The organism is Candidatus Binatus sp. (assembly GCF_030646925.1).
In the GTDB taxonomy this organism is placed as follows: domain Bacteria; phylum Desulfobacterota; class Binatia; order Binatales; family Binataceae; genus Binatus.
Map to the genome: position 1 here is coordinate 84,949 of NZ_JAUSKL010000029.1, position 24,006 is coordinate 108,954.

General features: G+C 61.8%; 20 protein-coding genes. 3 read left to right on the forward strand and 17 right to left on the reverse strand.

From position 1 onward, the window contains the following. Window positions 1-9 precede the first annotated feature (9 nt). The gene (locus Q7S58_RS04400) at window positions 10-996 is read left to right on the forward strand and encodes an aromatic ring-hydroxylating dioxygenase subunit alpha (protein WP_304821229.1); all 987 of its coding nucleotides are present in this window, start codon (window positions 10-12) and stop codon (window positions 994-996) included. Between the two features lie 60 nt (window positions 997-1,056). Here the strand turns inward: Q7S58_RS04400 and Q7S58_RS04405 are convergent, their stop codons facing one another. Then, window positions 1,057-2,307, reverse strand: a complete 1,251-nt coding sequence (locus Q7S58_RS04405; protein WP_304821231.1) for an MFS transporter — start codon at window positions 2,305-2,307, stop codon at window positions 1,057-1,059. Window positions 2,308-2,408: 101 nt separating this feature from the next. Further along, the gene (locus Q7S58_RS04410) at window positions 2,409-3,131 is read right to left on the reverse strand and encodes a DUF4410 domain-containing protein (RefSeq protein WP_304821233.1); all 723 of its coding nucleotides are present in this window, start codon (window positions 3,129-3,131) and stop codon (window positions 2,409-2,411) included. Between the two features lie 182 nt (window positions 3,132-3,313). Between Q7S58_RS04410 and Q7S58_RS04415 the strand changes: the two genes are divergently transcribed. Continuing rightward, window positions 3,314-4,417: an AI-2E family transporter gene (locus Q7S58_RS04415; protein ID WP_304821235.1), complete on the forward strand. Its 1,104-nt coding sequence runs from the start codon at window positions 3,314-3,316 to the stop codon at window positions 4,415-4,417. Here Q7S58_RS04415 and Q7S58_RS04420 read toward each other — a convergent pair. The 6 genes from Q7S58_RS04420 to Q7S58_RS04445 form a co-directional block, all read right to left on the reverse strand. After that, window positions 4,414-5,559, reverse strand: coding sequence for a DUF917 domain-containing protein (locus tag Q7S58_RS04420; RefSeq protein WP_304821237.1), 1,146 nt, complete (start codon window positions 5,557-5,559; stop codon window positions 4,414-4,416). The two genes, Q7S58_RS04415 and Q7S58_RS04420, sit on opposite strands and share 4 nt — an antisense overlap. Continuing rightward, window positions 5,556-7,085 carry a hydantoinase/oxoprolinase family protein gene (locus Q7S58_RS04425; RefSeq protein WP_304821239.1) on the reverse strand — a complete coding sequence of 510 codons (1,530 nt, stop codon included), beginning with the start codon at window positions 7,083-7,085 and terminating at the stop codon, window positions 5,556-5,558. Before Q7S58_RS04425 ends, Q7S58_RS04420 begins: the two co-directional genes overlap by 4 nt. A gap of 107 nt (window positions 7,086-7,192) precedes the next feature. Next, a complete protein-coding gene (locus tag Q7S58_RS04430) occupies window positions 7,193-8,902 on the reverse strand; it encodes an amidohydrolase family protein (RefSeq protein WP_304821241.1) in 1,710 nt (569 codons plus the stop codon). A gap of 202 nt (window positions 8,903-9,104) precedes the next feature. Beyond that, window positions 9,105-10,295, reverse strand: coding sequence for an acyl-CoA dehydrogenase family protein (locus Q7S58_RS04435; RefSeq protein WP_304821243.1), 1,191 nt, complete (start codon window positions 10,293-10,295; stop codon window positions 9,105-9,107). 24 nt (window positions 10,296-10,319) lie between these two features. After that, a complete protein-coding gene (locus Q7S58_RS04440; protein ID WP_304821245.1) occupies window positions 10,320-11,177 on the reverse strand; it encodes a VOC family protein in 858 nt (285 codons plus the stop codon). A gap of 150 nt (window positions 11,178-11,327) precedes the next feature. Next, on the reverse strand, window positions 11,328-11,861 hold the full coding sequence (locus Q7S58_RS04445) for a hypothetical protein (protein ID WP_304821247.1): 534 nt from the start codon (window positions 11,859-11,861) through the stop codon (window positions 11,328-11,330). A 344-nt stretch (window positions 11,862-12,205) separates the two neighbouring features. Between Q7S58_RS04445 and Q7S58_RS04450 the strand changes: the two genes are divergently transcribed. Continuing rightward, a complete protein-coding gene (locus tag Q7S58_RS04450) occupies window positions 12,206-13,015 on the forward strand; it encodes an enoyl-CoA hydratase/isomerase family protein (protein WP_304821249.1) in 810 nt (269 codons plus the stop codon). Window positions 13,016-13,148: 133 nt separating this feature from the next. Here the strand turns inward: Q7S58_RS04450 and zwf are convergent, their stop codons facing one another. The 9 genes from zwf to Q7S58_RS04495 form a co-directional block, all read right to left on the reverse strand. After that, on the reverse strand, window positions 13,149-14,678 hold the full coding sequence (zwf, locus tag Q7S58_RS04455) for a glucose-6-phosphate dehydrogenase (protein ID WP_304821251.1): 1,530 nt from the start codon (window positions 14,676-14,678) through the stop codon (window positions 13,149-13,151). A 76-nt stretch (window positions 14,679-14,754) separates the two neighbouring features. Then, a complete protein-coding gene (gene gnd / locus Q7S58_RS04460; RefSeq protein ID WP_304821253.1) occupies window positions 14,755-15,771 on the reverse strand; it encodes a phosphogluconate dehydrogenase (NAD(+)-dependent, decarboxylating) in 1,017 nt (338 codons plus the stop codon). Between the two features lie 145 nt (window positions 15,772-15,916). Then, entirely contained in the window at window positions 15,917-16,777 is an 861-nt protein-coding gene (locus tag Q7S58_RS04465) for an alpha/beta fold hydrolase (RefSeq protein WP_304821255.1), read from the reverse strand. Between the two features lie 139 nt (window positions 16,778-16,916). Next, window positions 16,917-18,143 (reverse strand): amidohydrolase family protein, encoded by a 1,227-nt coding sequence (locus Q7S58_RS04470; RefSeq protein ID WP_304821257.1) that lies wholly within the window; start codon window positions 18,141-18,143, stop codon window positions 16,917-16,919. A 265-nt stretch (window positions 18,144-18,408) separates the two neighbouring features. Beyond that, window positions 18,409-19,734, reverse strand: a complete 1,326-nt coding sequence (locus Q7S58_RS04475; RefSeq protein WP_304821259.1) for an MFS transporter — start codon at window positions 19,732-19,734, stop codon at window positions 18,409-18,411. 68 nt (window positions 19,735-19,802) lie between these two features. After that, entirely contained in the window at window positions 19,803-20,603 is an 801-nt protein-coding gene (locus Q7S58_RS04480; protein WP_304821261.1) for a DUF4239 domain-containing protein, read from the reverse strand. A gap of 103 nt (window positions 20,604-20,706) precedes the next feature. Beyond that, entirely contained in the window at window positions 20,707-21,414 is a 708-nt protein-coding gene (locus Q7S58_RS04485) for a choice-of-anchor D domain-containing protein (RefSeq protein WP_304821263.1), read from the reverse strand. A gap of 174 nt (window positions 21,415-21,588) precedes the next feature. Then, complete coding sequence (locus Q7S58_RS04490; protein ID WP_304821265.1) at window positions 21,589-22,734, reverse strand: efflux RND transporter periplasmic adaptor subunit; 1,146 nt, start codon at window positions 22,732-22,734, stop codon at window positions 21,589-21,591. 42 nt (window positions 22,735-22,776) lie between these two features. Beyond that, window positions 22,777-24,006, reverse strand: a 1,230-nt coding sequence (locus Q7S58_RS04495; RefSeq protein WP_304821267.1) for an efflux RND transporter permease subunit, incomplete at its 5' end; no start/stop codon positions are given.

A 24,006-nucleotide genomic window follows, 5' to 3' on the forward strand; every position in this document is an offset into this window, starting at 1 on the left:
GATTCGAGGATGGCATCGACGACCGCAGTAAGATCGAAGCGCAAAGCGCGCGCCGCGAAGCCGCAAAACAAATCGGGCGGCGGATTCCACCAATCGTGGTACGCGATCGCGCGCTCGGACGAAGTCAGCGCCGGCAGCGTGATCGGACGCGATTTCCTGGAGGGACGGGCGATTGTTTTTCGCGGCGAAGATGGCCGGGCGTGCGTGATGAACGCCTACTGCCGCCATTTGGGGGCCGATTTGAGCCTCGGCAAGGTTATAGGCAACGACATTCAATGCGCGTTTCATCATTGGCAATATGGCGCCGACGGCGCATGCACGAAAATTCCGGCTGCCGAGAAAATTCCGAAAGCCGCCAGGATCTTCAAATTTCCCACCGCCGAGAAGTGGGGTCTGATTTGGGCCTTCAACGGAAGCAAACCGCTTTTCGACGTTCCCGAATTTGTCGGCTACGAGGAAGCCGACCTCGACATCCGCACAGCCGAAGCATTCGATCTACCAGTCGAGCCATGGGTGCCATTCACCAATTCGATGGACTTTCAGCATCTGCGCGTGCTGCACGGACTGAAAATCGAATGCGACCCCGACGCGATCCACGTCGGCGACTACCGCATCCAGTACGACGTCCGCTTCGAAGATCCAACCTTTGGCATTTTCGATCAGCGCATCCGCGTCACGGGAACTAATACGATCGCGCTCGCGGGCCGCTTGAGCGGTATGGGCATCCTCTCGATGGCAACCGGGACGCCGACGCCCGACGGACGAACGCACGGATGGTCCGTCACCGCGACGCCAAAGAACGAGGGAACCGCGGAAGAGCGCGAGAATCGGCTTGCTATCGGCGAGGCGTTTTTTCGGCGGCTCATCCAGGAAGACGAGCCGATCATGCAAACGATTCGCTTCCACGACGGCCTGCTAATCGACGCCGATCGCGCCCTCGCCCGCTTTCTGCAATACGTGCGGCGGTTTCCGACGGCCAGCCCCGTCGCGCAATAGCGATCGAATCGCGCACGATGCTGTTCGTACCGCCGCGGCGTCCGCACACGCGTGATACTTTCAATCGCTCGCTAACGAGGACTGCTCGTCCGACGGCCGAACCGCGCGGAATTGCATCAGCAGCAGCACGTCGTACAGCACTTTCAATCCGCCGCCGATCAGGAGTGGCCAACCGAATAGCGAGTAATCGAGCAGCAGGCCCGACGGCAACGGCGCGAACGCCGAGGCGAGGCTGCGCGGGACGTTGGTGACGCTCGCGGCGGCGGCGCGCTCTTCCGGCGGCACCACCGCCATCACGTAGGATTGCCGCGCGGGCACATCCATCGAGGACATCGAGGCGCGCAGCAGCAGGCATCCGAGCGCAAGCGGTGCAGTCGGCATCAGTGCGGCCAGCATCAAAAATAAATTCGCGGGCACGTGCGTAAAGACCATCGTGTTGATTCGTCCGATCCGCGCGGCGAGCGACGACGATAAAAATTGCGACATCGCGCCGAGCAATCCAGTCGCAAAAAAGAAGGTTCCCGCCGCCTGCACCGACAGGCCGAATCGTCGAAACAGCCAGAGCGCCAGCAGCGATTGAACGACGAAGCCGCCGCCGAACGCGTCGATGCTGAACAGCGCCGAAAGCTTCAAGACGACTGTTCTGGATTTCGCGAGCGGTCGCGCGCTGGCGGGCATCGGATCAGCTTCGACGGCCGCCGACAGTGACAAGTATAAGAGCGCGGCTAGGATCGCGATCGCAGAGTAGGCGAAAAATCCTGAACGCTGCGCCTCGACGGTCGTCCAGCCGAATCGAGATGCGAGCGTCAGCGGAAGTCCGCTGGCCAGGGCGCCCAATGCTCCCGCGAACGATCCGCCGACGTTGTACAGCGCGAATATCACGGTAAAGTCGCGCGCCTCGACGGTTTCAGTAAGCGCGGCTTGCTCGATCGGGAGGAAGATGCTCACGTCGCCGGCTGACGGATTCAAGGTGCCGGCCACCGCGATAAAGAACAATGCCCAGAAATTTCGCGACGCGGCGAAGCCGATCCCCGTCGCGCACATCAGGATGCACGTGCCGAGGAGCAATCGCTTGCGCCCGACGCGATGACTCAGCAATCCGACGGCGAGCGTCAGCGCCGCCGAGCCGAGCAACGTCGAGAAGACGATCGCGCCGACCTGCGCGGCGCTGAATCCGATCGCGATCAGATAGCTCGGCAGGAGGACGCTGACTGCGCCATCGGCGAACCCGCGCAACGATCGCGTCGTCAATAAAACCCTGGCGTCCGCAGTCGCGCTCTGGGGAATCCAGCGGCCCGCTACGATCGCCATCGAGTCGCATCCCCGCAAATTATCGCGGCGAGCTTTGCCGCCTCGCCGACTAGACGCAGGCGCCGATTAGATAGATCGACGCCTGCGCCGCCATCGAAAGTTCAGGCGCCCCAACCTTGATTCTGATAGTACTTGCCGATCTGATCGACGATCTGAGTCGAGGTCTTGTCAGCCAGATACCCAGTAGAAGACGTGACACTCTTTACGCCGCCGGCCGCGACATTCAGTCCGATGCTCGCCACTGCGGTGGCGCCGCCGGCAGCCGCGCCTGCCGGTCCGGTGATTCCGGCGCCGGGCATCTTGCCGCTATCGGCATGAGTGGTGAACTCGAGTATTTGTCGCGTGCCGCCGCCATTGTGCTGATGCAACTGCACCGTAGTATCGAGCACAGACGCGCCGACGCCGAGACCGATCACCATCCGGCGCAAGCGGTTGCCTTCGCTGATGTCGGTGAACTCACCATCGACGATCACTACATTGCTGGCGGTGACGGGTATTCCGCGCTCCTGGCATACCGCGTTAAAGCCCTTCTGTGAGAGCGTCGCGGCGACCGATACGCATACGTTGTGCGCGGTGTCTTTCGCGATTTTCAACTGTTCGGCATTCTGGTCACCACCCGACCAGTTGCGATACGTCGATGCGACGATTCCGGAGTTAAGTTTTACGTCTTCCGGAGCGACCGCGAACGGATAGATGTAAATGGCTGTCGGTCGCGAAGCCGTCATCGGCGTTGAGGCGGTTTCCTGGGTAACCTGCGCGCCGGCGCATCCCGCGGCCGCGAGCGCAATCAGCACGTACATTCCGTTGAGCAGTCTCGATTTCATGATTTCCTTCCCTCCCCTGGAGCATGACACGTTAGCCCGCGTGACATTCGATCTGTCATACGCTTGTCGATCGCAATCGCACTGGTTTCGTCGAGTAAGAATAGAGAGTAGATGGCAGGATGGCTAGAGTATCGCAGGTATTGCAAATTTAGCCGACCAGCCGAATTGAACGGTCACTACGAATGAACAATGGCGAAGAGACGCGCGGCCGCATAGAAAATTCGATCGGGATAGCCGCGCTCGCGATGCTCGCGCTCGGCTGCCTGCTTATTCTCAGTCCGTTCATTTCCGCTGCGTTGTGGGCCGCGATCCTTTGTTACACCACGTGGCCGCTGTTCGCGAAGCTCAAAGGACTGACCGGCGAGCGGCGCACGCTGTCGGCATTGATCGCGATGCTGCTGCTGTCAGCGATCATTGTCGCGCCAGTTGCAATCCTGGTGGCGAAACTTTCCAGTAGCTTGTCCGAAATAATCGCCGCGTCGCAGCGGTTGATTCATCAAGGCCCGCCCGCGCCGCCGGAATGGGTGTCGTCGATTCCGCTGGTCGGTGAGCGCCTGGCGTCGTACTGGACTTTGCTCACCGAAAGCAGTTCGGCGCGCCTGGCCGAGATGGCGAAGTTACTGCCGGCCGCACAGAAGATCGTGCTCGGCGGGGGCCGCGCGCTGGGCGGCGGGATTTTCCAGATAATCCTCAGCTTGTTGCTCGTGTTCATTTTCTACCGCGATGGCGAGGCCGGCGCCGAACGGTTGCGTGCCGTCGTCGATCGAATCGGCGGCGAGCAAGGAGTTCGGCTGCTCGGCGTCGCGGCGGAAACTACGCGCGCGGTGGTGTATGGCGTGCTCGGCACCGCTCTTTTTCAAGGCGTGCTGGCGGCAATCGGCTTCATGATCGCGCGCGTGCCGGGCGCGACGCTGCTGGGTTTCATCACCTTCATCGTCGCAACGATTCCTGGCGGTCCGGCGGTGGTCGCGGCGCCGGCCGCGTTCTGGCTGTATCGGCAAGGTTCATCGGGATGGGCCATCTTCATCATGGTGTGGGGCGTGATCGTCGGCACGATGGATAACTTTGTGCGGCCGTTCCTGATCAGCCGCGGCGGTGGAACGACGCCTTTGATCCTCGTAATTTTCGGCGTGATCGGCGGCGCGATGGCCTTCGGATTGATCGGCTTGTTCCTGGGGCCCACGCTGCTCGCGGTCGGCTACAGCCTGTTCGAAGTATGGTCGGCGCACCCAATCGAGCCATCAGCGGAAGGCGCAGACCGCGAACGAATCAACTTGAGCCCCTAGTCGATTCGATCAATCGAGACGTATTCGAGATCGTAGCCAAATGCGCGCGGCCCAACGGCGCGTAGCGCTGCCGGCGATCGCAGCAGCGGTGAGCAGGGCAGCCCTACCACGGTGACGCGGAGTCCCGGCCGCAAAATTTCGGTGCTCACCGGCGTTCCGGTTTCAGTTTCGGCAAGCGTGATCAGATCGGGCACGGTCAGGACGACTTCGCCGTCGAGCCAGAGAATCAGATATTCATTCTTGAAGGAGATTCTGGCGACGCGCCCGCGGTCTCGACTGGAACTTCGCGCGCGAGAATCGTCGATACCTTCGAGCCGCACTTCGCCCCAATCGTGACCGCCGCGGAAGTGCCGCTCGACATCGACGATCTTGCCGCCGATAAAGCGCTTGCCGCATCCCGCATCGATCAATGCCGCGATGGGATCGGTATTGGCGCTGCGCGCGGATTCGACTGCGCGGCCAATTTTCAACGCCAGATGAATCGAGCCGCGAACTATCGTGCGCGATAGAGACGGCTGATCGAACGCCGCAGTAAGATAGATCAGTCCACCATCGTCGGCGCAGATTTTGCGCACTGCGCGCTCGAATCTGACATCACCGGAGTCGCGGGAGTCGGCGGGCGGCGGCGCATATTTCAGCATCGCGGAAACATTGTCGAACAAGAGACCACGGTCGCTGCTAAGCACCGTCGGAAGACCGGGCGTGGTGCCGTAAATCGCAAACGTGGACATCTGGAGTTCGGGAAATGCGCGTCCCATCCCGTCGCCGTCGAGCAGCGGCAGTCCGGTCTCGGCGGCGAGCATCAGCGGAAACATGCATTGCAGACCGCCGATCTCGGCGGCGAAAAATGCGCCAACCGATCCATGCAGAAGCGCCTTCGCCGAATCGACGCCGACCCGCAACGCGCTCATGCTGGGCGGCTTCTCCAGACAGATAAGCGGCGCGCCGACTGCGGCCGAAGTGAGCGCGAACGCTCGCGCATCCATTTCCTCGATATCGATCACCCGCACCGACGAATCGGCGGCGAGCGCGCGACTCGCGACCAGTTGCCCGTAGTAGGAATTACCGCCGCCGCCGCATCCGAGCACGGCGGAGCCCAGCGCGAGCGCCGAAATATCCGATCGGAGAATTTCGAAACTCATCGGCTCGACTCCTCGATATCGCCAATCGCGCGGGCGCGCACACGGAGTGCGTCGCCGGCCAGATACGAGAGCGCGGCTTCTTCCAACTCGACCGTCACGATGGATCCTGCCGATGCGCCGGCTTCGCGCGCACGCCGATGCGCCTCCTTTTCGACCTGGCTAAGCGCTTCGGCGCGCGAGATGCCCGCGCTCGCGAACGTCATGTCCGCTTCGCCGCCGACTTGCGCCATCGCGGCACCGTAAGCGTTGGCGACGCTGGCGTGCGGTGGCCTCATCACCACGCGGCCGAGTTCGCGCAGCAGATCCTCGATTAGCGACGCGCCACCGCCGACCAAAATGATTGGGAGCTGTTGTCCGATGCGTTCGTAATTCTCGAGCAGACGAGCGAGCCGAGTTCGCAGATGCGAATCGACGCGCGTAATCAGTTCGGAATCCAGATGCTTCACGCGTGAGCGATCGCCGATTTCGATTCGTCCCGCTGCGAGCGCAATGTCGGTCAAGGTGAGCGTCGAGCCGCCGAAAGCCAGCGCTTCTTCGGTCAGACGATAGCCGACACTCTTGGGGCCGACCGCTCCAGTAGATGCATCGATCAGGCTGCCGCCGCCGATGCCGATCGAGCACAGATCCGGCATCCGGAAATTGGTGCGCACGCCCGCGATGCTGAGATCGAGCCCGGCTGGTTGCGGATAGGACCCGCGCAACACGCCGGCGTCAGTCGTGGTGCCGCCGACATCGAACACGATCGCGTCGGCGAGCGCGCCGAGAATCGCGGCGCCGCGCAAACTGTTGGTCGGTCCCGACGCGACCGTGAAAATCGGCAGCTCGGCCGCGCTGGTGCTGCGCAGCACAGTCCCGTCGTTCTGGCTGATGAGCAAGTTCGCCGGCACCGCCTCGCGATAAGCCGCAATCGTGCGCGCGGCCAGCGGTCGGAGCATCGCGTTGAGCAGCGTCGCATTCTCGCGTTCGAGAATTCCGAAGCGGCCGATTCGATGCGCGAGCGAAACTTCGAGCTCCGGGTTCGCCTCGCGGATCCATTCAGCGATTCGAATTTCATCTTCTGGATAAGACGTGCCGAAAACCGAAGTCACCGCGACCTGGCTGATGTTGCTCGAGGCGACGTTTCGCGCGACTTCGGCGATCTCTTCGCGGTCGAGCGCGCCGATCGCGCGGCCGTCGAACTCGCGGCCGCCGTTCACGAAGAAGATCGGATTGCGCGCGACGCTACGCAGGTCGTCGGGCCAGTCGCTCATCGGCGGCAGCGATTCGGAAACCGGCTTGCCGACGCGGATCGCCGCAGCCGGCGCGAGTTCGCGCCGCTCGACCAGCGCGTTGGTAAACGCAGTCGTGCCGATATGCACGCGCTTGATGCGATGCGTGCCTGCAACTTTGTCGAGGGCGTCGACGATGCCGCCGCGAATGTCCGGCGTCGTCGGTACTTTCGCCCACGCGACGACGCGGCCCTCGCTGACCAGCACTGCATCGGTGTTGGTTCCGCCTACGTCGATGCCGGCGACAACTTCCATCATCCGACCGTTATCCGCCAGAAACAGTTCCCGCTAGTCACCCAAAAAGAAAACCGGCCTCCCGAATTTAATCCGAGAGGCCGGTTGCTCGAGCGCAATTTTACTCTGCTCTACTTCGACGCCAAGGGTCCTCGAAGCAACTGGCCGGGGAGCGCACCGGTGTGCTCGTTGTTGCGCAGCACCACTTGTCCGTTGACGACGCTCGCGAGAAATCCGTTCGCCTTCTGCTTTAGGCGCCGCGCACCGGCGGGCAGATCGTGATCGACCTGCGGCAGCGTCGCCGCGACAGTGTCCGGATTGAACACGATGACGTCAGCGGCGTTGCCCTCGCGCAGCAGTCCGCGGCCTTTCAAGCCCCATTGAGTCGCGGGCACGAGCGTCAGCATCCTGACTGCCTGTTCGAGTGTGAGCGCCTGCTTCTCGCGAACCCAGTAGCTGAGCACGTGTGTCTGCAGCGACGAATCCATGATTTGCGAAACGTGCGCGCCCGAGTCCGAGAAGGTCACGACGGACTTCGAATGTTTCATCATCTCGAGCACGTGATCCTGATTCTCGTTGGCGAGCGGCTGCAGGAAGAACTGCTTCATGTGCTTCGCGAGCGCGAGATCGATCACGACGTCCACCGGATCCTTGTGCTGCTCGTCCGCGATCTCCGCGACCGAACGATGCGGCGGGCTCGCCTTGTCCATCACGAACAGCCACTTGAAATTGACGCCGCGAGGCTCGGCGCCGATCGCCTCATTGCGGTTGCGCGGTTCCGAGTGCACCGCCTCGACCAGTTTGCGGCGCATTTCCGGATTGCGCAGCGCAGCTTCCTGCTCTGCGAGAGGCAGTTTGCGGATGTCGCGCCACACCGGCAGCCGATCGAACGGCATCGCGGTTTCGAACGAGAGCACAAGGTTCAGCGAGCGGCTGTGCACCTGGATGAACATCCGGCCGCCGGCGGCTTCGGTTTCATCGGCGAGGCTGAAGAATGGACGCCAGTAGTCGGGCACGCGCCGCGAACTGAACATCCCGTAGGTCACGGGCACCTTGCAGTCCACCGCGAGCGCCTTCAGGCGATTCAGGTAATCCTGGATTCGCTCCGGATCCATGCCGGTGTCTTCGCCCGCGATCTCGAAGATGCCCGCCTTCATCTCGCCCATCGCGGAAACGAGTTCGCGCACCTCGTCCCAATTGGCGAGGCGGCTCGCGACCGGGTTGCCGTCCGGCGTCTGATGATTGCGCGTGCGCGACGTGGTGAAGCCGATCGCGCCGGCGCGGATTGCCTCGCGCACTTCGTGCTTCATCCGCTGGAGATCGTGCTCGGTCGCTTCGTCGGTGAACGCGCGCTCGCCCATCACGTAGGTACGCAGCGCCGAATGCCCCATGTAAGCCGCGTAGTTGATTCCCTTGGGCAATCGATCAACCGAGTCCAGGTACTGCGGGAAGGTCTCCCACGACCACTTGATGCCGGCTTCCATCGCTTCGGGCGAAATGTCCTCGGCGCGCTCGAGATTGCGCATCACGAGCAGCTTGTCCTTTTCGGCGCACGGCGCGAGCGAGAACCCGCAGTTGCCCATCACCACCGACGTGACGCCGTGCCAGCACGAGCAAGTTCCGAACGGATCCCAGAACACCTGGGCATCCATGTGGGTGTGCGCGTCGATAAAACCCGGCGTCACCACGTGCCCTTCGGCGTCGATGGTTTCCTTCGCGCTGCCGCTAACTTTGCCGATAGTCGCTATCTTGCCATCCGCGACGCCGACGTCGGCGCGAAATCGCGGCTGACCCGAACCATCGATGACCGTTCCGTCTCGAATGATCAGATCGTATTCCATAATTTTTCCTCAGTTGTCGGGAAGTAGCGCGGCCTGCCGATCAATTGCTTCCCAGACGTTCGAAAACGTGAAGATGCACCTAACCCCGAATCTAATAGCACACTGTTAGATTTCTTATCTCAAAGTGTAAGGGGATCGGCAAGCTGATCGCGAACTTCGAGTGACCATATCGCGTTTCTGGTCTATCCGGCGTTCGGCAGCATCAGTCGGGCTTGAGGCCCTCGACCAATGGGATCCCGAACGCACTCTTGCCGAGAAATTCGAGCGACTCGTCGCTATCGAATGGATGATAAAGACCCGCGCGCACATCGCGGAAGAATCGCTCGAGCGGTAGTCGCTTGAAATACGATGAGCCGCCGACCGCGCGCAGCGCGAGATCGACGACACGCACCGAATTTTCGATCGCGATCATGCGCGCCGCCACCGCTTTGCGCGACCAGCTTTGCGGATGATCGCTATCCACTTCGGCGGCGGCTTTCCACATCACCGCGCGCGCGCCTTCGATCAGCATGTCCATCTCGCCAACCTTATTATAGACGCCCGGCAGGTGGCTCATCGGAAATTTGAGCGGGAAGCGCGGACGATCGCGCATGAACTCGACGACGAAGTTGCGCGCCGCGACTGCGATCCCGATATACGGCGCGCCGATCGTGAACGGCGCCTTGGCGAACACCTTGGTCACCCGGCCGCTGCCCGACATTGGCCGTTGCAGCGCGACCGCGGAATCCGGCACGAACGCGTCCTTGAGCTCAGAGCTGCGCGACGCCGTCGCCCGCATCCCCATCACGTTCCAGTCATCCTTGAACGTCAGCCCCGGCGTTTCGCGCGGCGGGATGAAGAACGTGATGATCGTGATGCCTTGCGGCGCGTCCTCCCACGCCGCCTCGGCGAAGAACAAGTCCAGCGCGATACTCTGCGTGCCGAAAATTTTCCTGCCATTGACAAGGAAGCCGCCTTCGACGCGGCTGGCCGTGGTGCGCGGACGCAAATTGATCACCGCGTTGTCGGGCTCCGATCCGGATCCGCCGCAGATGAGCCGCTCGCCGCCGATTCGCTGCAGCATCGCCTCGACGTTGGGCGCCTTGAACTTGCGATGCAGATCGATCAGCAGTCCCAGCACGTTGAAATGCATGTTGATCGCGAGCGCCGTGGCACCGCATCCTTCGGCCAGCCGCTCTTGCGCCTTGATCCGCTCGAGCAGAGTCGCGCCGAGGCCACCGAATTTCTCGGGCACCGTCAGGACGGTGTAGCCACTCTCGCGGAGCCGCGCGTAGTTCTCGAACGGGAACGACGCCTCTTCGTCGTGCAGTGCTGCGCGCTTGGCAAAATCGTCAGCCAGTCCAGCGGCGAGATCGATAAAGCGTTGCTCGCGCTCGGTATTAAGCTGATTCATCGCCGCACTCCTCGCGCCGAGCGTTCAAACCCACGCGTCGTGACCGGGCATATAGTTCATGTTGCTCTGCGCGGGATTGCGATTCACTAGCGGCCGCATGTACAGCGGATGCTTCATGCTGCGCACCTCGTGCTCGATCTTGAAGAGCAGCGCTCCGCTCTCGGGCTCGACGATGTCGCGGAAGCGGTACTGATGCTGGTCGCTCTCCTCGAACACCAGCTCCTTTTCCTGAAGCTGGCGATGCGGCCCCGAAAAATCGGCGACATAAACCTGCACGTGATGCCCGTCGTAAGGCGGAATCTCGCGATCGGTTTCACGAAAGATGAAACGTTGACCGATACCGACGGTAACCCGCGCATAGGCGCCGGCGGCCGCCTGAACGACGTCGGACGGGGCCGCCATCACGCGCCGATAGAAATGCGAAATTCCTTCCGCCGCTCCGATCGGAACGTCGAATTCGACATACGCGATACCCAGACTAATCGGCTTGAAGTGCTCCGATGGCTCGTAGCATCGGATGCGATTGCCCCACGGGCAGACCGCCTCGACGAATTCCTCGTGCTCGAAGAAACCGTAGCTGGTGCCATCGAGGCGCTTGCGCAGCCGCGTCAATCGCGTGAGCAGCGCCGCTCGATCCGGCACCACGATTCCGACGTGCCCGCGCACCACCTGCGGCTTGTTCGTCGGCAGATGAAACTGGTTGCGCCCGATATTCACCCACATGTTGGTGATGCTGTTCATCAGGTAGGGGTCGCGGGTCAGCCCCAGCCCGATCACATAGAAGAGCGTCGCGAGTTGCTGATCGGGCACCGTCACGTTGACGTGTTCGAGCGCGACGATATTGCCGAGATCCTCGCTAGCGCGGTCGTATGGACAATCCATTTGCAATGAAACCTCCTGGCGTGTCGGCCACCGCAAATTGGGCCGTACAAGTCAACTCGTCGATCGAGGGTTTACCACGAACCGAGGCGCTCGTCGAAGAAATCGGCGGGTCGAAATGAGCGCACGGCATCGATTGGCGGCGCTCGCGAATCAGGGAGGTATCGTCGTCAGTTCGTGCATCGTCGGAACGGCGGACGGCTTTGCGGTCGGCGGCTTGGCCGGCGCTGCGGCCGTCACGCTGCGTTCGTGCTCGAAGAATTTGGCGTTCACCTTGACAAGCTGTCCGATCGCTTCGGTGATTTTGCCGGACACGTCGCCAACCGCATCCTTGCCGACGCGAAACACCGACGAGTCTTCGTACACCTCGCCTGGCAAATCTTGCGAATAGATTGTGAATGTGATCGCGACTGCCGACATATGGCCGGTGAGCTCGGCGTTGATTCCCTTCCACGCGTCGGTGCACGAGAGATGCAGCCCGAGGCCGTACTGTTTCGTCGAGTCCTGCAACCGGTAGGCCGGCGAGGCCGCGACCTCGGTGCGGATCGCTTTGCAAAGATCCTGGCCGACTTCGTCGGCGCACTGGCATGCGACGACCACGTTGATGCGATTGTCGCCGGCCGCGAGCGCCGAGCCGAAAAGCAAAGTGATCAGCGCGATGCTCGCCGCGATCGCAGGCAACTTCATTCGAGAACACAGCCGTGAAGACACAATCCCTCCTGAGGTTCGCTCGCATCCACGATTCGATCCGGACAAATCGCAGTCGCCCGATAATGGCATCCCGATCGCCGTCAGGAAAACTCGCTGCGATACCGCGCGCTGGGGTTTGAACGACGTGCGTCACGATTCGCGGTATGTTGCCGAACGAATCCTTCATGCCGGCGAGATCAATCAGCGCGGGGTAGCTACGGCTTGCGTGCTGAACGATCCGGGTCGGGGCGCCGAATCATTTCGCCCTGGACGACGTACGATCTAGACTGAGGACTGCTTCGTCGCACTTGTTTCAGCCCTATCACCGCAGGAGAAATTGCATGCCTGAAATAATCAAACTCGAACAGCCGCGCGACGGCGTCGCGCTCGTCACGATGACCAATCCGGCAATCAACAATCATGGCTCGTGGATCGGAATCGCCGAATTGGCGGCCGCGATAAAGCGGGCGCGCGAGGCGGGCGCGCGCGTGACGGTGCTTGCGTCGGGCGTGCCGGGGCATTGGTTCGAGCACGCGTGGCTTAAGGACCTCGCCGATGCGATCGAGGGCAAGCCGACCACCGCGGAAGGCGTCGCGTGGTTCAACGCGCTCTACGAAATCGGCAAGACGCACGTGGTGACGATCGCGGCGGTCTCGGGCGATTGCTCGGGCGGCGGCGCTGAGCTCGGATGGGCCTGCGACATGCGCATCGCGGAGGAGCAGGCGCTGTTCGCGCAACCGGAGATCCAGATCGCGCTGACGACGGGAATCGGCGGCACTTGCCGGCTCGCGCGATTGATCGGCCGCACCGCGACGGCCGAGATGGTGATGCTCGGGCGGCCGATGACCGCGCGGCGCATCTATCAACTCGGCGGCGTGAATGAAGTTGTACCGGCGGGCAAGTCAGTCGAAGTCGCGCTCGAATGGGCGACAACGATCGCCGCTCGTCCGGCCAAGGCGCTCTCGACGCTCAAGCAGATTCTCATCGACAACGACGAAATGAATCTCACCGAAGCGCTGAACAACGAGCAACGCCTGTTCCAGACAGTCGCGCAAACGCCGGAAGCGATCCGCACGATGAGAGAGACTCAGGCGCGATTCGACCACGGCGAGAGCATCCGCAGCGTTTACGGATTGCCGCGTTCGTCGTGATCGAAGTCAGCTCATGACTGAATTTTTTTGTAGTTTAGCGATCCAGGCTGATGCGAAGCCGCTTAAGGATCGAGAGCTTTCGAAGGATCCCGGATATTTTCCTTTACCTCGCCCGCTACTTGGTGCGTTTCGATCACTCGATCTTGCGCCAGGAATGTCCGTCGCGATGAAGCAGTTCATCGGCAGCGGCCGGACCCCACGAACCAGCCATGTAGTTCGGAAAGTCGGTGGCCTTCTGCTCGCCCCAGACCTCGAGCACCGGCTCGATCGCGCGCCATCCGGCATCGACCATGTCGGCGCGCTGGAACAGGGTGGTGTCGCCGAGCATGCAATCCCAAAGCAAAGTCTCATAGCCAGTTGCCGGGGTGGCCCGAAAATACTCTGAGTATTTGAAGTTCATATCCACATTGCCGAGACTGACTACTGGACCAGGTATCTTCGCGCTGAATCGAAGTGAGATTCCCTGATCCGGCTCGACATGAATCACTAGTATGTTCGGCACCATCGACTCGACCGACGTATCCTTGAACATCAGGAATGGCGGGCGGCGAAACTGGATCGCGATTTCGGTGACCCGCTTCGCCATGCTCTTGCCGGTGCGGAGATAGAACGGCACGTCGGCCCATCGCCAGTTGTCGATGAAGAGGCGGACCGCGGCGTAAGTCTCGGTGTTGGAATTCGGATCGACGCTGGGCTCCGCGTGATAAGCCGCGCGGGGCTTACCGAGCACATTGCCGGCGGCGTACTGGCCGCGCACCGCGTCGCGGGCGACGTCCTCTTTTCTGGGCGGCCGAATCGCGTGCATCACCTTGGCCTTTTCATCGCGCACGGCCTCCGAATCGAATGAAATCGGCGGTTCCATCGCGGTCATCGAGAGCAGCGTCAGCATGTGATTCGGCACCATGTCGCGCAGCGCGCCTGCGGTATCGTAGTAGCCGCCGCGCAACTCGACACCGACCGTCTCGGCCGCGGTGACCTGCACCAACTCGATGTAGCGCCGGTTCCAGATCGGCTCGAAGATGCCGTTGCCGAAACGAAACACCATCAGATTCTGAACGGTCTCCTTGCCGAGGTAATGATCGATGCGGAAGATTTGCGATTCGTCGAGATGAGTGCCGATCTCATGATTGAGCGCCTTGGCGGACTCAAGGTCGCGGCCGAACGGTTTCTCAATAATCACTCGCCGCCATTGATGATTCGGTTCGGTAGTCAGTCCGGCATTAGCCAGTTGCTTTACTATTTCGCCGAAAAAGATCGGCGACGTAGCCAGATAGAATAGGTAGTTGCCGGGTGTTCCGGATTCCTTGTCTATATCCGCAAGCATCTCCTTCAAGTGATTAAACGCGGCCGGATTCTTGAAGTCGCCAGATGTGTATTGGATGCTTTTTGCGACGTGCTCCCACATCTTCGGATCGACCTTCGCGGTTGCGTATTTCGACAAGTCGGCGGTGATCTGATCACGGTAGCTGTCGGAACTTTCTTCGATATTCGAAAAGCCGACCAGCGCGAATTTCTCGGGCAGCAGCTTTGCTCTGGCGAGATTGTAGATCGCGGGCATCAGCAGGCGCTTGGTGAGATCGCCGGTCGCGCCGAAAATCACCATCACGCAGTCGTCGCCGCGGCGCACGTGCGCGGCGCTCGCGCTCTTCTTTGAGTCGGCCATCGGATAGCCCCTTTCGGCGCGAACAGAGCGCCCGTGTTTTCGCTTCTATAGCTTAGGTCGCATCTGCGGTTGCCGGTTAACTCTTTTTCTCGAGATGGCCGCCGAACTCGTAGCGCATCGCCGACAGTAATTTGTCGCCGAAGTCAGCCGCGCCGCGCGAGCTGAAGCGTTCATACAACGATGCGCTCAGCACATAGGCCGGCACGCCTTCATCGATTGCCGCCTCGATCGTCCATCGACCCTCGCCCGAATCGGAGACGCGCCCGGCGAATTTCTTCAACTCCGGATCATCGACCAGCGCCGTCGCGGTGAGGTCGAGCAGCCATGACGCGATCACGCTGCCGCGCCGCCACACTTCGGTGATGTCGGGGAGATTGAAATCGTATTGATACAGTTCGGGCGCCCGCAGCGGCGTCGTTTCCGCATCGACGGCGTGCGTCTGCTTGCCGACGTTCGCGTGGCGCAGGATGTTGAGACCCTCGGCATACGACGCCATGATTCCGTACTCGATTCCGTTGTGCACCATCTTGACGAAGTGGCCCGCGCCATTCGGCCCGCAATGCAGGTAGCCGTGCTCGGCGGTGCTGTCGGTGATTTTTTCGCGGCCCGCGATGCGCGGGGCGGAATCGATTGACGGGGCCAAGGTCGCGAAGATCGGATCGAGATGCTTGACGACGCCGAGCTCGCCGCCAATCATCTGGCAGTAGCCGCGCTCGAGTCCCCACACGCCGCCGCTGGTGCCCGAATCGACGTAGTGCAGCCCCTTCGATTTGAGTTGCTTGGCGCGCCGGATGTCATCGACGTAGTACGAATTGCCGCCATCGACGATGATGTCGCCGGTCTGAAAGCGCTTCGACAACTCGGCCAGCGTGTCCTCGACCACCGCCGCCGGCACCATCATCCACGCGACGCGCGGCTTGCTGAGCTTCGCCGCAAAATCGTCGAGCGAGGTCGCGCCAATCGCGCCGTCCTTCGCCAGATCTTTAACCGATGCGGGATTGACGTCATACACGACGCATTGGTGGCCGCCCTGCAGCAGCCGCCGGACCATGTTCGCGCCCATTCTGCCAAGACCAACCATTCCCATCTGCATCGGCTTTGCTCCTTGTGCGATCTAAAAAATTCGCGTGACTAATATTGATGCGCGTTCTCGTACCGTGATGCGAGAGCCCAAAGCTGCGGGCGCGTTACGACGCGCAACGTCTATTAGATGCCGCCGCGCTTGAAGAGTCGCAGAATCAGGCCGAAAGAAATTCGCGCAAACGGCGCGCCAGTTCTTCGGGCTTTTCTTCCGGGATGAAATGGCCGCAGTCGGCGATCGAGCCGCCTTCAGCGCGATTTGCGATCCGTCGCAGCGATTCAACCACGAGATCGCCACGGCCGCGCGGTCCTCCCCCGCCGATACCGAGGGTCGGCATCGGCAATTTGAATCCGGCGGCGAACCTCGCGCGATTGTCGGCGACATCCTGAGAGAGCGCGCGATAGAAATTGAATCCAGCGCGCATCGCGCCCGGCTGCGAGTAGGTCCGCACGTATTCCGCGACATCGTCATCGCTGAAGGTGCCCGCCTGATCGCATCCGTTCATGAAAAACCACTCGAGATAGGTTCGCTCGCGGCCGACCGTCAGCGCCTCGGGCAAATCGGGCACCTGGTGAAACATATGATGCCATCGCGGAGCACCGCCGATCGCGGCGCCCGCCGGCTGATCGCCGGGCACGGGAACATCGAGCATCGCAAGATGCGTGACTTCGGCGGGATGATCGGCGGCGAGGCGAAACGCGACCGGCGCGCCCCAATCGTGCCCGACGACGGCAAACCGCGCATGCCCGAGATGATCGTGCATCACCTGCCAGACGTCGTTGGCGACCGTCTTTTTATCGTAGCCGCTGCTTGGGCGCGACGAATCGCCGAGTCCGCGCAAGTCCGGCGCGACCAGCGAGAACTTGTCGGCGAGCAGCGGCATCACGCGGCGCCATTCGAACCAAGTCTGCGGCCATCCATGAAGCAGGACGACCGGAGCGCCCTGCCCCATCGTAACGAAATGGATCCGCACGCCTTTCAGATTCGCATAGTGATGAATGAAGTCGCTGCTAATCATCGGTAGTCTCCGTGGGCCCGAAGCGTATCAGATGAATTCGCACAGGCTGAAGCCTGTGCCACTCAATGCAAAAACTCCCGCGCCCGCGATCAAGCCGCAGACGCGGGAGGTAAAATTGCGGATGCCGACGAGGCGCCGATCAGTTCAGCGTGGCGCGATGCCTTTGCGTCAACGCATCGACGTCGAACTTGAACAGCCGCCCCGCGTTCAGTCCGAGAATTTTCGCGCGCGCATCGTCGGGCAGATGCGCCATCTGGCGCTCGATCGCTTCGGGCGAATGCGGCCAACTGCCCTCGTGATGCGGATAGTCATTCGCCCACAGGAAATTGTCGGTCAAATCATATTTCACGGCGAGATCCAGCCCGACGGGGTCCTCCTGGAACGACGCGTAGCCGTGCGCGCGGAAATATTCGCTCGGCAGCATCTTGAGCCGTGGCAGCGCCCACATATGATGCTTGTGATAGGCCTCGTCCATCGCGCTGAGCGCCCACGCGACCCATCCAATACCCGACTCGATCGCCGCAAATTTGATTCCCGGATAACGCTCGAGCACGCCCGAGCCGCAGAGATTCGCGACCGGCTCGATCGTCGGCACCAGCGAATGCGACACGTAATTGATCACGGCGCCACCGTCCTTGCGCGCCGCGCGCGGGTCGCGCCCGGTGGAAACGTGGAACGTGATCGGCATCCCGGTTTCCTCGATGATCGCCCACATCGGATCGAACATCTGCATGTTGTAGTTCGGATCGCGATGATTGTGCGGACCGAAGATCGGCTTGCAGGGCAGCGTCAGTCCGCGAAATCCCATCTTGGCGACGCGTTCGATTTCCTTGATCGATCCCGGCAGATCGGCCGTCGCGATCGCCGCCAGCGGCGACAATCGATCATTGTACTTCGCGAAAGTTTCCCACGCCCAATCGTTGTAGATGCGGCATTGCGCCTGCGCGAAATCCGCGTCGGTCGTCGCCCACATCGTGAGGCCCTTGTTCGGAAAAATGATCTCGGCATCGACGCCGTCGGCCGCCAGATCCCTGATTCGTTGCTCCGGATCGGCGCCGGCACGCGACCGGACCTTGTCTTCGCCTTCGAGATTGCTGTCGAGCAGGCGCGATTTGGCCCAGCCCTCGGAGATTTGCCATTTCACGCCGTTCTCGTCGATGTCGATTCGCGGCAGGCGGCTCTTGTACTTCGCGTCAATTCGATCGACCCACAGATTGGTCGGCTCGTTGGCGTGGCAGTCCGCCGAAATCATCACGTATTTATCGGGATCGCCGGGACGCCCGGTGCGCTTCCATCCCGCATGTCCAGGCGATTCGAGCCGCCATCGATTGGGCTCATTCACTTCACCGAGAATTGCGCCTGCCATAGGGGGAACCTCCGCAGAAACCTGCAAGTGGGATACGACGACTGTATCTTAGACTGACTTTGAAAGCTGTCAAGGAAGCAGACGACCGCACGGTCCTGCTCAGTCAGAATCAGCATCGGATTTGAATTATCTGCGCGTGTGCAGGGCTAGCCGAAGAAGGTCGTAATCGTGATGGGCGTGTCCGGATCCTTCGACTCCGGCAGCCTTCGCTCAGGATGACGGAATGGAGCGGCGATGGAGGAAGGCGGCGTGCTGAAAGGCTATTCTATTCTTCTTCGGAGAAAGACGGCGAAAGATCCTCGAGCGATTTGCCGCGCGTCTCCGGCACGAACAGCACCAGCACCACGACCCCGATCAGCGGTCCGACCGCGAAAATCGAAGCCGCTTGGCCGAGTCCGCCGAGCGGTTTGGATAGCAGTCCCACGACCACCGGCGATAGCATCCAGCAGATTTGCCCGATCACCTGCGCGCACAGACTATAGCCGGTGCATCGAATCTCGGTCGGGAACAACTCGGTCGAGAGCGCGGACGTCGCGGTGCGCGCCGCCTGGTAAGCGAACATCGTGATAACCTCGGCGGCAAGAATCGCCGAGTAGGTATCGCTGCGAAACAGCCAGAACATCGCGGCCGCCGAAATCAGGTACGCTGTCGCCGCGGTCAATTTCCGCCCGATGCGATCCATCAAAAATCCGCACAGCAGAGTGCCGACCGTGCCCATCAGGTATGCGACGATCACCGCGCTGCCGACCTGCGCGGAGGTCCAATGATGATCGCGCCGCGCGTAGAGGCTGAAGTAAGTAATCGTGGGACCGCCGATCAGGCCGATGCTGTTCCAGAGCGACGCGACGATCAGCAGCCGCGAGCGATACGCGCCGGCGAACGGCCTAAGGCAGTTGCGAATCGCAGTCCAGAACGGAATCAGCGGTTTCCCCTCGGCGGCGCGCGCGTGCTCGAGCGCGCTGAAGCGCGCGGTTTCCTGGATACCGCGGCGCAGGAACGCGATCAGCACCAGCGGCACGATCCCCAGCATGTACATCCCGCGCCAGCCGAAGCGCGACTCCGACATCGCGCCGTACACGAGGCCGGCTGCGGTGACGCCCAAAAACGCAATCATGTGCAGGCCCGCGATCGCGCGCCCGCGCTGCAACTCCGGAAATTCCTCGCTGATCATCGTGACCGCGACGCCGAACTCCGCCGCGAGAAAAATCTGCGACGAGCTCTGAAAGACGGTGAAGGTTCCGACGCCGGTGGACAGCGCCGTCAGCAGGGTCAGCACGGTGTAGCAGAGCACGGTGGTGGAGATGATCGGTTTGCGGCCGAAACGATCGGCGAGGATCACGACGAAGAACGACATCATCCCGCCGAGGCGCACGATCGTCGCGATCAGCCCGATCGCAGGATCGCCCAGATGAAAGGTGCGCGCGATATCGGGCGTACAGAGATGGAAAATCGTGATGTCGTAGCCTTCGAAGATCGTGGCCGACATCAGCATCACGAACAGCGCGATCAGGTAGCGCCGCGGACGCGGCAGTCCCGGCGTGGAGGGATGAGGAACGGTGCCCGGATCCAAGTGAGCAGCCTGCATTGCCATTTCTACCGTCTAGTCTCGCTCGCCGAATCGACTGTGATCGATCTTATTGCGCGCCTAATCGCGACGGCCTAGCGCGGCTGCGACTCAGTTGAACCCGGCGATCCTACTCCAGCCAGCACCGCGCGAAACGCGTCGCTCGAGACGTGCACCGCGCCCTGATACGGCGTCGAGAGTTCTGAAATCGCCAGGATCGTCAGTCCGATCAGAGCCGCGAACGCGCCGCACATCAATGCCTGAGCATAATAATACCGGGTACCGAAAAAATAGCTGAAGCCGATCGTGATCACGCTGCCAACGTAGATCACGATCCACACCACCGACGGCAGGTCATTGCTGTAATAGACGTAGCGCAGGCGCCGCGCGTTGTTCAGATCGGCCATCTGGTCGAGGCTCTTGTCGAGCAGCAGGCTCTCGCGCGAATCGGCCGGCTTGTAGGCGACCAGATCGTCCCACAGCCGGTTGGCAGTGGCGCTGTCGGCGGCGAAATCGTTTTTCGCCATCGCTTCCCATTCGTTGTTCACGACGATCCGCGCGTACTGATGAACCGCGGAGCGCATTTCGGATCGCATCGGCTCGTTAAATCCACGCGACAGATAGAAGATGTTCGCCAGCGCCAGCGCTTCCTGCTGCGCACTCTCGTTCGCGCTCTCGTAGCGCTGCCACGCCGCCACGATCACGAATGCCAGCACCACGCCATAGAATGCGCCGACCACGCCGAAGGTGAAGCCCGCGACTTCGTGGTTCTCGCGCAACGTCTCCCACGGCACGAGGCGGCGCATGATAAGTAGTCCCGCGATCGTGACGCCGGCGAAAACCAGCGCGACAATTTCGGCTTGCAAGGAGACCGAAAAGGCGTCGAGCCAATTCATAGTTGCGGTCGTCTCATCGTTTGCGCCATCTCAGCGCGAGGATGCCCCAATCGCGGCCTCCGCGCGCGCCTCACAATGACGCGAGAACCCGATACTGCGCAATCTAGTTCGCAACACCCACCAGTTTCACATGCTGCGGACTCTTGGCCGCGGTATCGCGCAGTTCGAGGGTGCCCTTGAAGATGCCCGCCGAGCGCGGCGCGAACTCGACGCGCACCACGCAACTGCCGCCGCCCGCCTCGAGCGTCTCGCAGGTGTTGGCGGTGACGTTGAACGGCGGCGACGCCGCGACGCTCGAGAACTTGATCGCGGTGCGCGTGTTGTTGGTCACCTTCAGGCTCATCGAGGCCGGCGTTCCATCGACCTTCAACGCGCCGAAGTGGAGTTTTTTCTGAAAGGTGAGCGGCCCCGCGACGCCCTTGCCGCGCAGCTTCACGATATGCGGACTGTTGGCGGCATTGCTGATGAGTTGCAGCGTTCCGCGCTGCCCGCCCTCCGCGATTGGCGCGAAGGCGACGGTGATCGAGCAGCTCGCAGCCGGCATCAGCGGTTCTCTGCATCCGTTCGCGACGATCGCGAATCCTCGGCTGATAACAGGTCCCGAAAATTTGACCGGAGCACCGCCCGCGATCGCGGAACTAGTGAACGTCACCGCGACTGGCCTGCTCTCATCGATCTGATTGCCGACTTCTTCCGGCTCGAAGAGTATCGCCCTCGGCGCGACCTCTATACTCGATTGCACCGCCGCGGGATCGCCCGCGCGCGCCGCCGCCCCTGGTTTCACGAGTATCGCGATCGCCGCGGTCAGCATCAACCAGCGCTTCCCGACACGCCCGATGCGATCGACACGCCTATCCAATGCGGCTGTCACAATGATGATTGTGCATCATCTTTCGCAGCAGGCTAAGACTTCCTTCGCTGCATGGGCGCGGGAGGTCCGTCCTTCCGGGCGCGCGACGAGTCAGCCTTTTTTGCGCGCCGACGATTATTTGACGACCGGACTCTCGACCGGCTGGACGTGCTCGCCGTTGCGCGCCGCCTGTCCGACGTTGACCGCAACCTTGTCCGTCTCATTGATACCGCTGGTCACTTCGACCATCTGGCCGTTGTCGTAGCCGAGCGTCACTTCGGCGAGATGCAATTGATTGTTGCGGACGACGGGCACGAAGACTTTGCCGTCGCGGAACACCAGCGCATCGTCGGGCACCATCGGCGCGCCGGCGCCCATCGTGACGGTGAATTGCGCGCGCGCGTACATGCCGGGATAGAGCGCGAGATCGTCGTTCGGCAGATCGACTTCGACCAGCATCGTGCGCGTATCAGGCGAGAGCGCATCGGGATGCCGCGTGATCGTTCCGCTGAATTTGCGCGCTGGATATTCCGCGACCGTGATCGTCGCCTGGTCGCCGTCCTTGATAAACGGCGAGACCGCTTGCGGCGCCGACGTCAGCACGCGCACCGGTTTGGAGCGCGCGATCGTGACGATATTGCCGCCGCCAGCGCCGCTCGTGCTCGCCGGCACCAGGCGCCCCGGATCGATATTGCGTGCAGTGATGATTCCGTCGAACGGCGCCGTAATTATCTTGTAAGCCTGATTCGCGAGATCCTGCTCGAGGATTGCCTTCGCCTGCAGCATCTGCGCGTGCGCCTCGTCGGCCATCTGCGGCGCGACGACTCCTTCCTTGCGCAGCGTCTGATTGCGCTGATCGGTGATGCGCGCGAGGTTGTAGTTGGCGCGCGCGTTGGCGACCTGCTGATCGAGTTCCGGCGATTCGAGGATCGCGATCACCTGACCTTTGCGCACGCGGTCGCCCTTATCGACGTTGATCTTCTTCAGGTAGCCGGAGACCTTCGCGTACACCTCGGTCTCGTCGAAGCCGCGGATCGTCGCCGGCAACTTGATTTCGCGGGTCGCGGGCGAGCGCGTGACATTCTTCACCAGCACGTGCGGCCCCGCCTCGTGCTGGCGTTCGAGTTCCGAAGTTTGCCGTCCGATCCAGAGTTCGCGCGCGAGCACCAAGCCGGCGGTCGCGACCATTATCAGCACCACCGCGATAATCCAGCCGGCATAGAAAAATTTGCCGGGTGGCGGAGCAGTAAAGTTCCGTGGATCTTCTTCCAGTTCAGCCATAGAGTTCGCGGATTAACGCGTCGCGTCGTTCACAATATCAGCTTAGGCGCCCGGCAGCGTGATCGCCTCGATCTCGAGGTCGCGCTGATGCTTGCCCATCAAGCTGCGGCTGAAGATCGAATAGACCGCCGGCACCACGAACAGCGTCATCATCGTGGCCGCGATCAATCCGCCGATTACCGCGCGCCCGAGCGGCGCGTTCTGCTCCGAGCCGGAACCGAGCGCGAGCGCCATCGGCAGCATCCCGAGGATCATCGCGAGCGCCGTCATGATGATCGGGCGAAAGCGGATTCGGCCCGCCTCGATCGCCGCGGCGGTCGGACTGTAGCCGTCTTCGCGCAGTTCGTTGGCGAACGTGACGAGCAGATTCGCGTTGGCGACGCCGACCCCGATCGCCATGATCGCGCCCATCAAGGATTCGACATTGATCGTCGTGCCAGTGATCGCGAGCATCCAGAGCACGCCCGCCAGCGCTCCGGGCACCGCCATCATGATGATGAACGGCTCGAGCCACGACTGAAAATTCGCGACCATCAGCAGGTACACCAGGATGATCGCGAGAATCAGTCCCTCGCCGAGCGTTTTGAAAGATTCGTGCATCGCCTGGCTTTGGCCGCGAATCACAATGTGCGTGCCCTTCGGGAGCGGACCTATATTGTCGATCTCGTGCTGCACCGCCGCTGCCACGCCGCCGAGATCGCGGCCCTCGACCGCCGCATCGACGTCCATCACGCGCTGCACCGAGTAATGCGCGACCACCGCCGGATTCCACGCGTGCGTGACCGACGCGAGATTGCCGAGCAGTTGCGGGCGCCCCTGCACGCCATCCTTCGACGGCGTGCTGAGCGGGATATTCGACAGCGCCGCGACCGAATCAATCAGATGCTGCGGCGCCTGCGACACCACGTTGTAATTCACCCCGGTCTTCGGGTCGAGCCAGAAATTCGGCTGCAACAACGACGCGCCGCTCAGCGTGGACAGCATACTCGACGCCACCTGCTGCTGCGTGATCCCAAGTTGCAGCGCCTTGTCGCGATCCACTTCAACTTTGAACGTGGGATAGTCCTGCGGCTCCGCGATTCGGAGGTCCGCGATACCCGGAATCAGCTTCATCCGATCCTTGAGCCGCAGCGCGATATCGTAGTTGGCCTGCATGTCGTTGCCGTTGATTTGCGCGTCGATCGCCGCGGGAAGGCCGAAATTGAGCACCTGGCTCACGATATCCGCGGCCTGAAAATACGCGGTCACGTTGGGATATGTGACCTTCATCAG

Excerpts from the sequence above, each read along its gene's own strand:
- Q7S58_RS04400 (WP_304821229.1), top strand. The coding sequence starts at position 10 with ATGGCATCGACGACCGCAGTAAGATCGAAGCGCAAAGCGCGCGCCGCG.
- Q7S58_RS04405 (WP_304821231.1), bottom strand. The coding sequence starts at position 2,307 with ATGGCGATCGTAGCGGGCCGCTGGATTCCCCAGAGCGCGACTGCGGAC.
- Q7S58_RS04410 (WP_304821233.1), bottom strand. The coding sequence starts at position 3,131 with ATGAAATCGAGACTGCTCAACGGAATGTACGTGCTGATTGCGCTCGCG.
- Q7S58_RS04415 (WP_304821235.1), top strand. The coding sequence starts at position 3,314 with ATGAACAATGGCGAAGAGACGCGCGGCCGCATAGAAAATTCGATCGGG.
- Q7S58_RS04420 (WP_304821237.1), bottom strand. The coding sequence starts at position 5,559 with ATGAGTTTCGAAATTCTCCGATCGGATATTTCGGCGCTCGCGCTGGGC.
- Q7S58_RS04425 (WP_304821239.1), bottom strand. The coding sequence starts at position 7,085 with ATGATGGAAGTTGTCGCCGGCATCGACGTAGGCGGAACCAACACCGAT.
- Q7S58_RS04430 (WP_304821241.1), bottom strand. The coding sequence starts at position 8,902 with ATGGAATACGATCTGATCATTCGAGACGGAACGGTCATCGATGGTTCG.
- Q7S58_RS04435 (WP_304821243.1), bottom strand. The coding sequence starts at position 10,295 with ATGAATCAGCTTAATACCGAGCGCGAGCAACGCTTTATCGATCTCGCC.
- Q7S58_RS04440 (WP_304821245.1), bottom strand. The coding sequence starts at position 11,177 with ATGGATTGTCCATACGACCGCGCTAGCGAGGATCTCGGCAATATCGTC.
- Q7S58_RS04445 (WP_304821247.1), bottom strand. The coding sequence starts at position 11,861 with ATGAAGTTGCCTGCGATCGCGGCGAGCATCGCGCTGATCACTTTGCTT.
- Q7S58_RS04450 (WP_304821249.1), top strand. The coding sequence starts at position 12,206 with ATGCCTGAAATAATCAAACTCGAACAGCCGCGCGACGGCGTCGCGCTC.
- zwf (WP_304821251.1), bottom strand. The coding sequence starts at position 14,678 with ATGGCCGACTCAAAGAAGAGCGCGAGCGCCGCGCACGTGCGCCGCGGC.
- gnd (WP_304821253.1), bottom strand. The coding sequence starts at position 15,771 with ATGCAGATGGGAATGGTTGGTCTTGGCAGAATGGGCGCGAACATGGTC.
- Q7S58_RS04465 (WP_304821255.1), bottom strand. The coding sequence starts at position 16,777 with ATGATTAGCAGCGACTTCATTCATCACTATGCGAATCTGAAAGGCGTG.
- Q7S58_RS04470 (WP_304821257.1), bottom strand. The coding sequence starts at position 18,143 with ATGGCAGGCGCAATTCTCGGTGAAGTGAATGAGCCCAATCGATGGCGG.
- Q7S58_RS04475 (WP_304821259.1), bottom strand. The coding sequence starts at position 19,734 with ATGGCAATGCAGGCTGCTCACTTGGATCCGGGCACCGTTCCTCATCCC.
- Q7S58_RS04480 (WP_304821261.1), bottom strand. The coding sequence starts at position 20,603 with ATGAATTGGCTCGACGCCTTTTCGGTCTCCTTGCAAGCCGAAATTGTC.
- Q7S58_RS04485 (WP_304821263.1), bottom strand. The coding sequence starts at position 21,414 with ATGCTGACCGCGGCGATCGCGATACTCGTGAAACCAGGGGCGGCGGCG.
- Q7S58_RS04490 (WP_304821265.1), bottom strand. The coding sequence starts at position 22,734 with ATGGCTGAACTGGAAGAAGATCCACGGAACTTTACTGCTCCGCCACCC.